General features: G+C 58.5%; 10 protein-coding genes. 2 read left to right on the top strand and 8 right to left on the bottom strand.

Translation table 11 applies throughout. The features are described 5' to 3' along the window. Positions 1-107: 107 nt before the first annotated feature. The 4 genes from ABC395_RS04525 to ABC395_RS04510 form a co-directional block, all read right to left on the bottom strand. Positions 108-626, bottom strand: coding sequence for a hypothetical protein (locus tag ABC395_RS04525; protein ID WP_413001047.1), 519 nt, complete (start codon positions 624-626; stop codon positions 108-110). Between the two features lie 158 nt (positions 627-784). Next, positions 785-1,204 (bottom strand): DUF350 domain-containing protein, encoded by a 420-nt coding sequence (locus ABC395_RS04520; protein WP_009676216.1) that lies wholly within the window; start codon positions 1,202-1,204, stop codon positions 785-787. 95 nt (positions 1,205-1,299) lie between these two features. Then, positions 1,300-1,974 (bottom strand): PspA/IM30 family protein, encoded by a 675-nt coding sequence (locus ABC395_RS04515; protein ID WP_326055073.1) that lies wholly within the window; start codon positions 1,972-1,974, stop codon positions 1,300-1,302. 120 nt (positions 1,975-2,094) lie between these two features. Next, complete coding sequence (locus ABC395_RS04510; protein ID WP_413001045.1) at positions 2,095-4,455, bottom strand: endonuclease MutS2; 2,361 nt, start codon at positions 4,453-4,455, stop codon at positions 2,095-2,097. A 272-nt stretch (positions 4,456-4,727) separates the two neighbouring features. On the opposite strand from ABC395_RS04510, the gene ABC395_RS04505 reads away from it, so the two are divergent. Both ABC395_RS04505 and ABC395_RS04500 read left to right on the top strand, forming a co-directional pair. After that, a complete protein-coding gene (locus ABC395_RS04505) occupies positions 4,728-5,093 on the top strand; it encodes a phage holin family protein (RefSeq protein ID WP_413001043.1) in 366 nt (121 codons plus the stop codon). A gap of 208 nt (positions 5,094-5,301) precedes the next feature. Continuing rightward, complete coding sequence (locus tag ABC395_RS04500) at positions 5,302-5,670, top strand: cupredoxin domain-containing protein (protein ID WP_413001041.1); 369 nt, start codon at positions 5,302-5,304, stop codon at positions 5,668-5,670. 236 nt (positions 5,671-5,906) lie between these two features. Here the strand turns inward: ABC395_RS04500 and ABC395_RS04495 are convergent, their stop codons facing one another. From ABC395_RS04495 to pheT, 4 genes are all read right to left on the bottom strand, one after another. Next, positions 5,907-6,482: a hypothetical protein gene (locus tag ABC395_RS04495; RefSeq protein ID WP_413001040.1), complete on the bottom strand. Its 576-nt coding sequence runs from the start codon at positions 6,480-6,482 to the stop codon at positions 5,907-5,909. 215 nt (positions 6,483-6,697) lie between these two features. After that, positions 6,698-7,246 carry a CvpA family protein gene (locus ABC395_RS04490; RefSeq protein ID WP_413001038.1) on the bottom strand — a complete coding sequence of 183 codons (549 nt, stop codon included), beginning with the start codon at positions 7,244-7,246 and terminating at the stop codon, positions 6,698-6,700. Continuing rightward, the gene (locus ABC395_RS04485) at positions 7,246-12,501 is read right to left on the bottom strand and encodes a hypothetical protein (RefSeq protein ID WP_413001037.1); all 5,256 of its coding nucleotides are present in this window, start codon (positions 12,499-12,501) and stop codon (positions 7,246-7,248) included. Before ABC395_RS04485 ends, ABC395_RS04490 begins: the two co-directional genes overlap by 1 nt. A gap of 178 nt (positions 12,502-12,679) precedes the next feature. Next, a complete protein-coding gene (gene pheT, locus ABC395_RS04480) occupies positions 12,680-15,130 on the bottom strand; it encodes a phenylalanine--tRNA ligase subunit beta (protein ID WP_413001035.1) in 2,451 nt (816 codons plus the stop codon). Positions 15,131-15,152: the final 22 nt, after the last annotated feature.

Here is a 15,152-nt window from a genome sequence, read left to right as displayed (position 1 = left end):
GCCCGGAGTCATGTGCGGCGGCAAGACCGAATCCCGGAGTATCTCGCGACGCAAAAAAACCGCCGCCGTCAACAGACGGCAGCGGCAGCGGTTTTAAACGGCTCTATTCAGTTATCCGATCCCTCTTTGGACGGATTAAGCACGGCCAGGAGCTTTTCCCGGTCTTCTTCCGCCAAAAAAGTCTCGACCTTAAAACAGGACGGACACACAAATACATTCAGTTTGTAGCCTGGATTCAGGAAAGCTTTGCCGACCGGTCCAGGTACGACGGAAGTATACCCCGCAGCCGCGGTTACCTGCGTACCCCCGTGGAGCATAAGTTCCCGGCATGCTGAACACTCCGGCGCTTCCTCCTGGGTATCCAGCACATTCCGGATAGCTTCGGCGTACTCGTCGGTATAGCTGTCCTCTTCTTCCCAGTCCAAAAAATCGTCGGGAGAGGCCGCCGGTTCCTCATCGTCCGCCTGCTCGTCCGGCTCTTCTTCATCCGCCCCGAGCCGGATACTGCGGTAATCGCTCAGTTCATTATAGCAGTGCGGGCATTCTTCTTCGGGCCCGATCTCCGGATCCCAAACGATTTCCGTCTGGCACCACGGACATACGGTTTTCAGTTCTTCTTCGTTCACGTCAGTTCACCTCCGACAGGTCAATGATTCATTAGATACCAGACGCCCAGCCCCATAAACAGTACGGCCAGCGCGAATAAAATTCCCCATAAATATTTCATCGTTCGCGTTCCTTTCCGCCATCGCCAAGCGGCCGAAGAGCCGGATCCGGGCGCCCTCTAAGGCACACATGCTCCGACGACATACGAAATGGAGACGGATATCATCAGTGACAGCAGTCCCACCGCGCGGTTGTCTTTCTGGATTTCTTCGTCGATTTTAAAATACGGCGTCAAAAATTCAAAAATAAAATAAGCGGCCATCAATAAAAGGAAGCCATACCCGGCCCAAATGAGCGAGCGGATAAGCGAATCGTTGTTTTCGATAGCAAACCGGAACAGATTGCAGATTCCGAATATTTTACCGCCCGTAGCCATAGCCACGGAGACGTTCCCGCGCTTGATCTCTTCCCAGTCGTTATACTTCGTTACAATCTCGAAAATGGTAAGAAATACGATAACGGCCACGACCGCCACAGAGAAGTACGCTAACGCTCCAAGGTAAGGATTGCTGACCAACTGATTCACCTCTTCGTACAAATGTATGCCTCCTCCGTCGCAAGGAATGGTAAACAAGGGAAGAGACTGAGAAAATTCTCAGTCTCCGCGTTAGGCATACCGCCATTATATCATGCTTATTGTTTTTTTTCAGCCAGCTTCGCTTTCATGGCCGCAAGCTCGTCGTCGATGCCGTCGTTCTTGCCGAGCTGGTCCAGTTCGTCGTCCAGGCTCTTGCCTTTGGAGCGGAGTTCGCCGCTCGCTTGCGCTTCAGCTTCAAGCTGCAGGACCTTCTCGGACATGCGGTCGAAGCCTTTCGCCGCGTTGTCGGTTCCGAAACCGGACATCGCCTGGTTGATGTGCTTCTGGGCTTTCGCCGCTTCGGCACGGGCGATCAGAAGGTCTTTCTTGTTTTTCATTTTCGAAAATTCGTCTTTCATTTCGGCCAGCTGATTGCGGAGCTGATCGGCATTCGTTTTGGCGATGTCGTACTGGCGCTTCATTTCGTCGAAACGGGTCTGATGCTCTTTCTTGTCTTCCAGCGCGCGGCGGGCGAGGTCTTCGTTGCCCTGCTCCAGAGCTTTCATGGCCTGTTCCGTACGCTTGCCGACCATTTCTTCCGCTTCTTCATACTGCTGCTTGAATTTCTTCTCGATCGCGATCTGCTTGGCTACCGCCACTTCCGCTTCCTGAATGTCCTGCTCCATGTCTCTCAGGAACTGGTTAAGCATTTTTACCGGATCTTCCGCTTTATCGAGTAAATCGTTCATCGAAGCCATCGTCAAGTCTCTAAGTCTTTTAAAAATTCCCATTTGGAATTCCCTCCCGCTTTCGTTTGAATTGTGCTTTTATAACTTTCATACTTTTTCATACGGGGGACCTGCAAGAACGTTTCAATCATTTCCAAATATTTTTATGGAACTTCCGTTCCGTTATTTCAATTCAACCACCGTCACGCCGTTGCCGCCCTCGTTATAAGCCCCGATCCGGAAGCTTTTGACATGCTTATGTCTGCGCAGATAGTCCTGGATGCCCGTCCGCAGCACACCCGTTCCTTTGCCGTGGATAACGTATACCTGGGCGAAATTGTTCAGGAACGATTCGTCGAGGAACCGGTCGAGCTCCATGATGCCTTCTTCGACGTTGGTTCCGCGAAGGTCGACCTCCATACGGATATTGTCGTCCCGGGTTCTTTTAACCGTGGCGGCCACCTGCTGAACCGGTTTTTTCTGAGGCGAAGCTTTGATCACTTCCAGGTCGGTCTTGTTTACCTTCATCTTCATGATGCCCAGCTGCACGGTCACTTCAGACGAATTCACGATTTCCACGACGTGACCTTTCTGGCCGAGGCTCACCACGCGCACCTCGTCACCGGGCTCGACCTCCGCCTTGCTCCGTTCGGGACGCTTCGCTCCGGACTTGCGGAGCTTCGGCTCGGCCTCGTCCAGGCGGCGGCGCGCCGCGATCAGCTTGTGATCCTTGATCGCGCCGGCCTCCTCCTTCGCTAGACGACGCAGGTCGGCGATGATCTCTTCCGCTTCGCGGCGGGCCTTGGCGATCGCGTCCTGCGCTTCGCGCTCGGCTTTGAGCAGCACCTTGTCGCGCTGCTCCTCAAGCTTGGCGCGGTCCGCGGAGAGCGCCGCCCGCAGCTCTTCGTTCTCGCGGCGGATCTGTTCGGCGCTGTGACGCTCCGCTTCGGCGGTCAGCCGGTTCTCCTCCAGCGAGGCGATCATCGTCTCGACGCGCTGGTCCTCGTCGCTGACCTGTCCGCGCGCTTTGTCGATAATCGCGCGCGGAAGACCGAGACGCTCCGCGATCGCGAACGCGTTGCTCCGGCCGGGAACCCCGACTAGCAGGCGGTAGGTCGGGCTCAGCGTCTGCACGTCGAACTCCATGCTGGCGTTGATCACGCCGCGGCGCTCGTAGGCGTACGCCTTCAGCTCGCTGTAGTGGGTCGTCGCGATCATGCGGCAGCCCATCCGGTGGATGTTCTCCAGCAGCGAGATCGCGAGCGCGGACCCTTCCGCCGGGTCGGTTCCCGCTCCCAGCTCATCGAGCAGGACGAGACTCTTCGGCGTCATATCCCGGAGGATGCCGATAATGTTCGTCATGTGGCTGGAGAAGGTACTCAGGCTCTGCTCGATGCTCTGCTCGTCCCCGATATCTGCGAAGATGCCGTCGAAGACGCACAGCTCGCTGCCTTCCTCCGCGGGGACGAAAAGTCCGGACATCGCCATCAGACTGAGCAGGCCGACGGTTTTCAGAGACACCGTCTTACCCCCAGTGTTCGGCCCCGTCACGATAATCGTCGTGACGCTCCCGCCGAGTTCCAGATCAATCGGAACGACTTTATCGAGCGGGATCAGCGGATGACGGGCTTTTTTCAGTTTAAGAAAGCCCCGGTCGTTCAGCTTCGGCAGCGTCGCTTTCATTTCACGGGCAAGCCCCGCCTTGGCGAACGTAAAGTCCAGCTGCGCGAGCAGCTCGACGTCCGAGAGAAGATCTTCCTCGATTTCGGCAACCTGCGCTGTCAGCATGCGGAGAATTTTCTCCACTTCGGCTTCTTCCTTGAATTTCAGCTCGCGGAGCCGGTTATTCAGCGTGACGACCGCTTCCGGTTCGATAAACAGGGTAGCTCCCGAAGCGGACTGATCATGAATCATGCCGCCGAACGAGGAACGGTATTCCTGTTTGACGGGAATGACATAGCGGTCTCCCCGCATAGTGACCAGCGCATCCTGCAGCATTTTCTGCACGGAAGGATTGCGGATCATCTGCTCCAGCTTCTCGCGCACCCGCGCTTCGCCCGTACCCAGCTCGCTGCGCACGCGGGAAAGCTCGCTGCTCGCGCTGTCCATCACCGCCGCGTTGTCATCGATGCAGCTTTTGATCCGGTCCTCGGTCTCCTTGTTGTCGCTCAGCAGCTCGGCCCAGCTCAGCAGCATGGGAATCGGATGCTGTTCGTCCATCGTCTCCAGAAATTTGCGGAGCCGGCGGCCTCCATAGATCGTAGTCGCGATGTCCAGAAGCTCGCTCGGGTTAAGCATTCCGCCCACTCTGGCCCGGTGCACAGCCGCACGGATATCGCGGATTCCCCCGAAAGGCGCCCCGCCTTTAAGACGATCGACCGCGAAGGCCTCATCCGTCGCCTGCAGGCGCAACTTCACTTCCTCGAAATCTCCGGTAGGCTTAACCTCCGCCGCTTTTGCCGTTCCCAGCGAAGTGGCCGCGTGGCTGCTCAGTTTATGTGTGATTTTATGAAATTCCATTGTGTTAAACGTTTTGGTATTCAAAGCATTCTCCCTCATCACATCTAGTATGATCTCTTTATTATATCCAATCCGGGACGACGAAGCTATGGAGAGTTCTTTTATAACCTGCGGTTCATGCAAAAGCTCGAAAACGGGCATGCTAAAAACGCGCATCCTGCCATGACTCGGCGGTCGTACGTTTACGTGTCCGGTCCCCGTACCCAAAAAAGATGGAGCCCGATTCAAGCGTGAAATGGAGCGCAGGCCGCAGCCTCGCGCCGTTTTCGTCAACAAATCAAGGAGGTGCCTTTCCGATGCGATTTCTTGGTCATGTGATCAGATTTATCGTTTCCGCACTGGTTTTGATGGTTGTCAGCTGGATCGTTCCCGGTTTTTCAGTGGGCGGATTCGTAAGCGCCCTGCTGCTGGCCGTCGTTATCGCGGTGCTGGCCTGGATTATCGAAAGCATCTTCGGCAGGCAGATTACGCCGTTCGGACGGGGAATCGTGGGCTTCCTGACAAGCGCGCTTGTCATCTGGCTGTCCCAGTTCATCGTTACGGGCGTACGCGCCTCTATCATCGGTGCGATCCTTGCCGCGCTTGTCGTCGGAATTGTCGATCTGTTTATTCCGGTCTCTCCGTTTGACAGAAAAGACAGCCGGCACAAAAGCACACACTGACGGCGGGATGACGCGGCCGGATTCAGCTCTTCCGAGCGGGGTCCGGTCTTTTTCATCTGCCTCCTGTCTTTCGGACGTTTCCCTCCGCACCGGACATTTTTCACATCTTATTCGATGATTTGTCATAAAGGGTTCACTTGTTAGCCGCTGACTTCCCCGCCTTCCGGGTGTATGATGAGGGTGTATGAAACAAAGGGGAGGGAATTTTATGAAAAAAACAGCAGCACTGCTGATGGCTCTGGTCCTTGTATTCGCGCTGGCCGCCTGCGGCAAAAAAACGGATACGGCGGCAACGGACGCTAACGCGACGGCAAGCCAGGAAATCACGCTTCAAGCTACCAACTGGAAATTCGATCAGCCTGAATATAAAGTCAAAAAAGGCGAGCCTCTGAAAATCAACCTGGACATCAAAGAAGGCGTTCACGGCGTATCGATTCCCGATTTGAAGGTCAGTCTCGACAACAACAGCAAGAGCAAAGTCGTTACTCCCGAAAAAGCCGGCACTTACAACATTCTGTGCAGCATTCCTTGCGGTAGCGGCCACTCCACAATGACGGCCAAGCTCGTTGTAGAATAAAATAAACCCGCCGGCTGTTTCCGGCGAGTCTAAAAAAAGGCTTGCGGTTACGTATCGTAGATACGTCCGCAAGCCTTTTTGATTTGCCCTAAGCGGGTGCAGATGCAGACGATTCATCAGGGAGCATCATGCGGGTGGACCGTCGTCGTGAGGCTCCGCAGCCCATGTACGGCTTGTTCCGCAAAGGAGCGCTTTGTCACCCATCGTCCCTTATGCCAAAGGACAGGGACTTCCGCCTACGCGCCGGGATCGTTTTTTCTCTTTCTCCGCAGCAGGGTAAAAATACCGAACGCGGCCAGAGGCGGCAGGATCGACACGTAATACAGCCCGCTTTCGTTCAGTTCTACCGAGGTGAGATGCCATTCTCTGGCGGCCAGATAGCCGATGGCAAAAGTCAGCATGGTCAGACTGAGCTGCAGCGGCACGAGCGGCATCCCGATTTTTTGGCGGAATTCCCCCAGCCCCTTCAAAGCTCCCGTCCGCAACAGCAGCCTAACCGGAATGCTCAGCAGCGTCTGGGCGAAAATCAGCAGCAGAGCCAGGCTGAGCAAATCTTCCGACTGCTGGAACCAGACACTGTCGGGCAGGAATGTCCCCGCACTGAGAAGAGCCGCATAGACGCACACGAACATAATCAGCAGCGGCAGCAGGAAAAAGAACGTCACGGCCAGAGCCGTTATGACCGACTGCAAAAGGGCGGCACCCTCCGCTTTTTGTTTTCTACGAATCCATACATAAAACCAACCCAGACATGCTGCAGCCATGATACAAGCTGTGGTCACAACGCTGCCGGCGGCTAACGTCTGTTCCATACGGTTTCTCCCTCCCTTGCTCCACAATCGCATCGTCGTCGCTCGCCGTGACGGAAGCAGGCTTAGGCGGGAGTGCCGCGCGCATCTGCGTAGTCTTGCTTTTACGAGGAGTACCGGTGCAAATTCCAGCAGCCGCGCTTCACGCCGACCGGATCGCTGGAGAGCCGATTAAAATGAATAAAAAACCTCCCTTACGGGAGGAAGTATCCTTGAACTTACAAGCTCCGCTGCCACAATTTCCGGGCCCATTCCATAACGTCATTCAGGATATAAGGAGCAAACCGGGACTGGCCGAGCCTGTCTTGAACATAGTCGGACGGCAAAATCGTCATGATATGAACCGCAACCGCGGCAATCACGAAAGCTTCTATAGCCCCAAGCAGCGCTCCCGTCACCCGGTTAACGGTGTGCAAACCAGGCAGCCGGGCAATCAGGTTGAGCATTCTCCCCCCGATTCCGAGGGCAAGCTTGACCAGAAAGAACAGCAGGGCAAAAGAGAGGGCATTGGCGATATAACGCTCCAAATTCAACCCTTTTACCAAAAACTCATATTTATCATAACCGGAAAAAGAAGAAAGGGAAAGCCATTGCAGTAAATACGTGGCAACGGGCTCGTAAAAACGGACGGCGACGTACAGGGCGATAAACAATCCGGCAATTGAAACCAGCTGGGAAATCAATCCCCGTGCATAGCCGACGACAAGTCCTCCGACGATAAGCACGAGGATAGACCAATCCAGTACATTCCAGGAAGGAAGAGTCATTATCCTTTCGGTTCTTCCATTACAAGCTGAATCCATTCGTTATACTCCGTTTGAAGCTTCGAATACTCGTCCTGGAGCTTGCGGTGTTCTTCCTGCAGCTCGTCCCAGCGTCCCTTCGTCTGTTCATGCAGACGGCTCATTTCTTTGAGGCCCTGCTCCGCTTGAAGGTGAGACTGCTCCAACTCCTCCAGCTGGTGCCGGAGAAGTCCGCTCCGCTTAGCTTCCGTTTCCAGCTCTTCCGTAATCCGGGCAACTTCCTGTCGGAGCTGCTCGGTCTCTCCGCGCAGACCTCCAAGCTCTCCGAGACTGGCGCGTTCCTGATCGGCCTGCTCGTCCATAAGCTGGCGGTATGCGTCCAGCTCTTCCTGCAGAGACCGGCGCTCCCGCATCGAGCTCTCCAGTTCGCGGCGGATGGCCTGCTCCTGTATTACCTGCTCGTGAGCCATCTGCTGGGTCGCCGCCACTTCGCGCAGGGCTGCCGTCAGCTCGCCGTTGAGCGCCTCGCCGGACGCTTTCACACGGTTCAGCTCATCACGCAGCTTCGCCTCCCTGGCGGACGCTTCTTCCCGGCCCGAGAGCGCCTCATGCAGCTGTTCGGCAAGCTCTTCCGCTCTGCGCCGCTCTTCGGTGGACTTGTCGCGCTCGGCGGCCAGCTCGCGTACCGCAGCTTCGCGGGCGGCCTCCAATACGGCGGCGGTCTCCTGCAGCTTGGCCGCTGCCGCGCCCTGGCCCTTCTCCAAATCTTCGAGAAGCGCTTCGGCGTCCTGACGTGCCTGGATCAGCTCCGCACGGATCGTTTCTTCACGTTTAAGGGCCGCTTCCAGCTGAGCGGCAAGTTCCGCAGCCGCGAGCCGCTCTTGAGCGGAACGGCCGCGTTCGGACGCAAGCTCCTTGTCGGCCTTCTCCCGGGCGGCGGCTACCTGGTTCAGCATGAGTTCACCCTGCTTGAGCGTTTCGGTCAGCTCTTCCTTAAGGGAAGCTTCCAGCTTGGCGCGGTCCTCACGGGCACGTTCCACTTCCGCACGCGCTTCCTCCAGCGCCTTCTCCGCTTCACGCAGCCGCCCGTCCGCGGCGCTTTGACCCTGCTCCAGATCCTCGAGCAGCGCCTCGGCGTCCTGGCGCGCCTGCCCGAGCTCCGCGCGCAGCGCTTCTTCGCGCTCTTCGGACGCTTGAAGCCGGGCCGCCATTTCCTCCCGCAGGGAGGCTGCGCGGGCTTCCGCTTCCCGCTCCGCGGCTTTCGCGGCGCCGGCGGCATTCACGGCGGCGGCCGCTTCCTCCTGCGCGGCGCGCAGGGCTTCGGTCACTTTCCGCAGCTCCTCGTCCGCAGCGGATTTGTCCTGCTCGAGGTCTTCGAGCAGCGCTTCGGCATCCTGACGCGCCTCCGTCAGCTCCGCACGGAGCGTTTCGACAAGCTTCGCGGCCGATTCGCGCGTCTGCAGCGCTTCCTGCCGGGACGCTTCAAGCGCTTCGGAAGTTTCGCGCAGCTTGGCCTCCACAGCGGCCTTCTCCATCTCGGCCGCTTCACGCGCCGCTCTGTCCCGCTCCGCGGCTCCCGCCGTCTCACGCAGCTCCCGCTCGGCGCGTTCGCGTTCCGCGGCAAGCTCTCGCCGGTGGGCCGCTTCTGCTTCCCGCTGTGCGGAAGCCAGCTTCTCGGCCGCCTCCCGCTGAGCTTCCTCCAGCTTCTCCGCCGCCTGCAACTCGGCAAACTCGAGCTGTTCGGCGAAATCTCTGCGGGCGGCCGCCAATTCCTCCGCCGCTTCGCCGCGGGAAGCCGCCAGCTCCCCGGCTTCTTTCCGGACGGCCGCAAGCTCCTGCTCTTTCTCGCGCAGACGTGCTTCCGCGGCTTCTTTCTCGCGTTGAACAGCCAGACGCAACTCGGTTTCCCGCTCGGCCGCTTCCATCGCTTCCAGCAAATCCTGCTCCGCTTTCTCGCGCTCTTCGGCTAACTCCCGGCGGAGAGCTTCCTGGGCGGCTTCCGCTTCGCGGCGTACCGTTTCCAACCGGACGACCGTCTCTTCGCGAGCGGCTTCCAGCTCCTCCGTCCTGCGCACCGCCGCTTGAAGCTTCTCAGCAGCCGCGCTCTCCGCGGCCTCCCGCTCAGCTTCCGCTTCCTTGCGCAGGGCTTCCAGGCGCTCTTCCGCCTCCATTTCGGCCAACTCCGCTCTCTCGCGCTCTTCCGCCAGCTCCCGGCGGAGTGCTTCCTGAGCGGCCTCTGCCTCGCGGCGTGCCGCTTCCAGCTTGTCCGCCGTCTCCTTGCGGGCGGCTTCCAGCTCCTGTGCCCGGCGTTCCGCGGCCAATAGCTTCTCCGCCGCAGCGTTTTCAGCCGCTTTCAGTTCAGCCGCCGCTTCTTTGCGCAGGGCCTCCAGGCGCTCATCCGCCTCCATTTGAGCCAGTTCCAGCTCATCCGCGCTTTCGCGCTTCAAAGCTTCCAGCTGTGCCGCGGCGGCTTGCTTCTCCGCCTCCAGCTTGGACGCTTTACGCTCTGCGGCTTGCAGAGCTTCGGACGCTTCACTCAGCTTGGCTTCGACGGCGTCTTTCTCGCGCTGGACCGCCGCACGCGCTTCGGTTTCCCGCTCGGCGGCTTCCATCGCGTCCAGCAGTTCCCTGTCGGCCTTCTCGCGCTCGGCCGCCAATTCCTGCCGGAACGCTTCACGCGCGGCCTCCGCCTCACGCTGCGCTTCCTCCAGCTTGTCCGCCGCTTCCTTGCGGGCCGCCTCCAGCTCCTGCGCTTCATGTACGGCGGCTTGAAGCTTCACGCCGGCTTCACGCCGCGCTTCCTCCAGCTCTGCTGCCGCCTCACGTCTTGCGGCGTCGAGCTGTTCTACCGCTTCAAGCTGAGACAGCTCCAAGTCTTCGGCTCCTTGGCGCTTCAAAGCTTCGAACCGCTCGGCGTTTTCTCGTTCCAGCGCTTCCAGACGTGCGGCCGCTTCCTGCTTCTCCGCTTCCAGACGCGCGGCAGTTTCTTGTTTCTCCGCTTCCAGTCCGGACGCTTTCAGTTCCAATGTCTGAAGGGCCTCTGCCGCTTCACGCAGCTGCGCTTCGGCCGCCTCTTGGCGACGCTGAGCCTCCTTGCGCGCCTCGCTTTCTTGTTCCGCCGCTTCCATCGCTTCAAGAAGCTCTTGCTCGGCCCGCTCACGCGCCGCCTCCAGCTCCTGCCGGAAAGCTTCGCGCGCAGCTGCGGCTTCACGCTGTGCTTCTTCGAGCTTGGCTGCCGCTTCCTTGCGGGCGGCCTCTATCTCTTCAGCCTCGCGCACGGCCGCCATAAGCTTGGCCGCCGCTTCATTCTCGGCTTCCGTCAGCCGGGCAGCCGCTTCACGCCGTGCGGCCTCCAGCTTTTCTTCGGCTTCCATCTGAGCCAGCTCCAGCTCTTCGGCGCTTTGCCGTTTCAGTGCTTCGAGCTGCGCGTCAGCCGCTTTCCGGGCGGCTTCCAGTTCGGCCGCTTCCCTGCGCAGAGCTTGGAGCTGCTCTTCAGCTTCAAGCTGCGCCAGTTCCAGCCGCTCGGCAGACTCTTTCTGCAGAGCCTCAAGCTTTTCCGCCGCTTCCAGACGGGCCGCGGCCAGGCTTTCCTCCGCTTCCTGCCGGGCCGTTACCAGCGCTTCTTCGGCATTCCGCAGCCTCGTTTCGGCTGCCGCTTTCTCGTTCTCCGCCGCTTCCCGCACCGCTTTGGATTCAAGGCGTGCCGCTTTAAGAGCTTCCGTTGATTCGCGGAGCTCTTCTTCCGCCGAAGCTTTGTTCGCCTCCAATTCTTCCAGCAGCGCCTCCGCATCTTTACGGGTTTTTTCCAGCTCTTCGCGGATTTCTTCCAGCTGATCCTCCGCTTCCCTCAAACTTTGCTCACGCTGTGCGGCTTGCTCTTTGCCTTCGGCCAGCTCTCGCTGCATTTGCTCTCCGCGCTGTTTCATCAGCGCAAGTTCGGTGCGCTGCGTCTGCTCACGCTCCCCGGCTTCACGGAGCTGCTCCTTCAAGCTTTCCGCCGCCGCTTTTTCCCGCTCGGCTTCCTCCAGAAGCGCTTCGGCGTCTCTCTGGGCCTGCTGAAGCTCGCTGCGCAGCATTTCCTCGCGCTCGGCGGCCTGCTGGGCGTCGGCATTCAGCCGTTCTTCCCTTTCGCGGCTTTCGTCGACTTCCAGTTTGGCCAGCTCAAGCTCGTCCTTCAACAGGCGGACCTGTTCTTCCGTATTCTTCTGCTCACGGACAAGCTTCTCAAGCTCGGCTGCGGCCTGCTGTCCCTTCTCCTCGGCTGCGGCTTTTTCAAGCTCAAGCTCTTCCAGCAGGGCTTCGGCATCCCGTTTCGCCTGATCCGCTTCTTTCCGGACCGCGGCTTCTCTTCCGGCGGCTTCCGCCAGTTCCTGCCGCAGCTGCTCCATCTGCCGGTTCTGCTGCTGCTCGCGCTCTTTGGACGCCTGCAAATCGCGCTGGACTTGCTCGCCGCGCTGTTTGACCAGCTGCAGTTCGGCCCGCAGGGTCTGCTCCTTCTCTGCGGCTTCCTGGATTTGCAGAAGCGCGGCCGCCGATTCTTCTCTCGCCTGGCCGGCCGCCGTTTTTTCCTGCTCCAACTGCTCCAGCAGCGATTCGGCATCGCTTTCCGCCTGTCCGATTTTGCTCTCCAGGGTCTTGATTTGCCCCGCCGCCTGCTCCAGCTCTTTTCTCAGCTGATCCGCCTGACGGGCGTCTTTTTCCATCTGCTGCTTGAGAGAAACCTGCTCCCGCTGGAGCTTCTCCGTGTTTTGTCTGGCCTGCTGAAGCTCGGCTTTGAGCTGTTCTTCCCGCTTGGCTCCCTGCTGGGCCTTCTCCTTGGACGCGTTCAACTCCCGCAGATTCTGTTCCGCGCGCTGCTTCGTCTGCTCCAGGGATGCCGTAAGCTCCTGCTGGCGCTTGGCGGCCTTCGCTCCCTGCTCCCGGGCTTCCGCCAGTTCGGCTTTACGCAACTGCTCTTCCTGCTGGGCTCTTTCGAGCTGCCCCCGGGCCGTCTCCACCGCGGCGTCGGCTTTGGAAAGCGCACGCTGCAAATCGTTCAGCCGGCTTTCGGTCTCGCTGAATCTCTGCTCGACTTTAGCTTTCTCATCCGTCAGATTAACGGCCGCCAGCACGGCGATTTTGTAGGTGTCGAGTCTCGGATAGCTTTCTGCGATCTGCACCATCTGGTCATTGACTTCCGCCGCCACTTTACGCACGTACCCGGGGCTGTTATTGGCTTTCAGCTTGTATTCATTTCCATATATATCAACGATGATTTTCGTTTTTTCTTCCGAATTCATGAGATATCCTCCTTCGGTTTAAACACTCGAATCCGGCCGCCTGCATGGCGGTTCCGGTTGAAGACATCGGACTTTTCCATTTGTTTCCTTGTTTTATAGAAAAAAGCCGGTCCATCGAAAAAGAATTCGATGCGACCGGCCCTATTTCCTTCCGTAGCCTTGATATTTCAGCGAAAGATCACTTGCGGAGCTCGGCTCCGAAAGCCGATTCCAATGCCGCCACGACACGCGCATGCGTTTCCGTGACTTCTTCGTCCTGAAGCGTGCGTTCGGGATGACGGTATAAAAGCGCCAGAGCGACGCTCTTTTTGCCTTCGCCCAGACGTTCTCCCGTATAAACATCGAAAACGCGGATGGTTTCCAGCAGCTCGGACGCCGTTTCCGCCGCCAGGCGTTCCAGATCGCCTACCGGTACGGCCGCATCCACGACGAGCGCCATATCGCGCCCTACCGACGGATAGCGGGGAAGCGTGCGGTAGTCCACTTCGAAATCGACATGCTGAAGGAGCGGATCAAGCTCGGCTTCTAACACATACGTGTCTTCGAGGTCCCGCTTCTTCTGAAGCGTCGGGTGTAGCTGCCCCATGTAACCGATGGACCGGCGCTCTCCTTCCGGAGTGAGCAGGAACAATTCGGCCGTACGTCCCGGGTGGAAGCCTTCTTTCTGTGCGGACCTGAATTCGATCGTTACGCCCAGGTAAGACAGCACCCTTTCCAAAACGCCTTTCAAATCGTAGAAATCGGCTTTGCGGGCTTTCTGCCCCCAGTGAGCGCCGCTCCAGTTCCCGGTCATCGCGATGCTCAGCAGACGCTTTTCCTGCGGCTGTGCGGTCAAAGCGGACTCCTTGGACAGGAACACCGTGCCCGTTTCGAAAATCGCGACATCATCGTTGTTCCGGTTTCGGTTATAGCTCACAACCTCGAGCAGATGAGAAACAAGGGATGTGCGCAGTGCGCTGCGGTCCTCGCTCATCGGCATCGCAAGCGGAATCGGCGTGTATTCCGGATAGAGCCCCGGATAATCGGCCGCGTTTTCCCGCTGTCCCAGCGTGTAGGTAATCACTTCGTGCAGACCGCTGCCCGTCAGCAAACGACGGATCGTCCGGCGGAGGGACTGCTCGCGCGTCAGGGATCCGGGGGTCGTTACGCCGGTCATCAGCGTCGTCGGGATGTTATCGTACCCGTACAGACGCGCAACCTCTTCAATGAGGTCAACGTCCCGGGTGATATCTCCCCGACGGCCAGGCACGTGAACGATGAGAGAATCTTCTTCGAGCAATCCGTATTCGAGACCGAGACGGTCGAAAATTGCTTTGACCTGCTGCAGCGAAAGATCCGTACCGAGGTACGTGTTCACCCGGTCCAGCTTCAATGGAATTTTGACGCCGGAGTAGGCTTGAACGGTCTCCTGCACGATTCCTTGAGCGACCTGGCCTCCCGCGCAAAGCACGAGAAGAGCCGCCGCACGGTCAAGCGCGGGAATGACCGCTTCCGGATTGACTTCCTTCTCGAAACGGAGGCTGGCCTCCGAACGCAGACCGAGCTGACGGGACGTTTTGCGGACGGAAGGACCGGCAAACCGCGCAGACTCCAGCAAAATCGAAGTGGTGCTTTCCGTCACTTCGGAATTGGCTCCGCCCATAACGCCCGCGATCGCGATAGGTTTGAAGGCATCGGTTATGAGCAGCATGTGCGGCTCCAGCGTGCGCTCCACGTCGTCCAGGGTAACCAGCTTCTCCCCTTCCTTCGCAAGGCGGACCTCGATTTTGCCGCCGGCTACCTGTGCCGCGTCAAACGCGTGCAGAGGCTGGCCGTATTCCAGCATCACGTAGTTCGTCACGTCCACGATGTTGTTGATAGGGCGGATACCCGCCGCCATCAGACGGTTCTGGAGCCACAGCGGAGACGTGCCTACACGGACGCCTTCAATGAGGCGCGCCGCATAATGCGAACACTGCTCGGGAGCGGCGATCGAAACGGAAATTTTTTCTTCGGCTTTAACGGTGCTGAAATCCACGTTGACGTTGCGTCCCTCTTCCGGCAGCTTTACCGGACGTCCGAGAATGGCGCCGATTTCGTAAGCCGTGCCGATCATGCTGAGGCAGTCCGAACGGTTCGGGGTCAGCTCAAGCTCCAGAACTTGATCGCTCAAGCCGAGCACGTCCGTGGCCGGTTTCCCGATTTCGGTATTTTCCGGAAGAACGAGAATGCCTTCCTGAATTTCCTTCGGCAGCAGTTTATCGTTCATGCCCAGCTCTTTGGCGGAGCAGATCATGCCTTGGGATTCCACGCCGCGAAGCTTGGCGCGCTTGATTTTGAAATCTCCGGGAAGTACGGCGCCGATTACGGCAACCGGAACCTTTTGTCCGGCATCTACATTTTTGGCTCCGCAGACGATCTGCAGGTCCTCACCCGTTCCGACATCGACCGTACAAACGTTGAGTTTGTCCGCATCGGGATGTTTCGTCTTCGATTTGACATAGCCGACGACAACACCCGACACGCCTTTGTTCAGCGATTCGACAATGTCGACTTCGATACCGCTCCGTGTCAATTTATCTGCAAGGTCTTCAGCCGTGAAGCCCTGTACGTCTACATATTCCGACAGCCATTGATAAGATACTTTCATCGTCTTCTCCTCCTTCTCTCCG

This window comes from Paenibacillus canaveralius (genome assembly GCF_047238265.1).
Classification (GTDB): Bacteria; Bacillota; Bacilli; order Paenibacillales; family NBRC-103111; genus Paenibacillus_F.
This window is presented reverse-complemented; position numbering and strand designations above follow the sequence as displayed.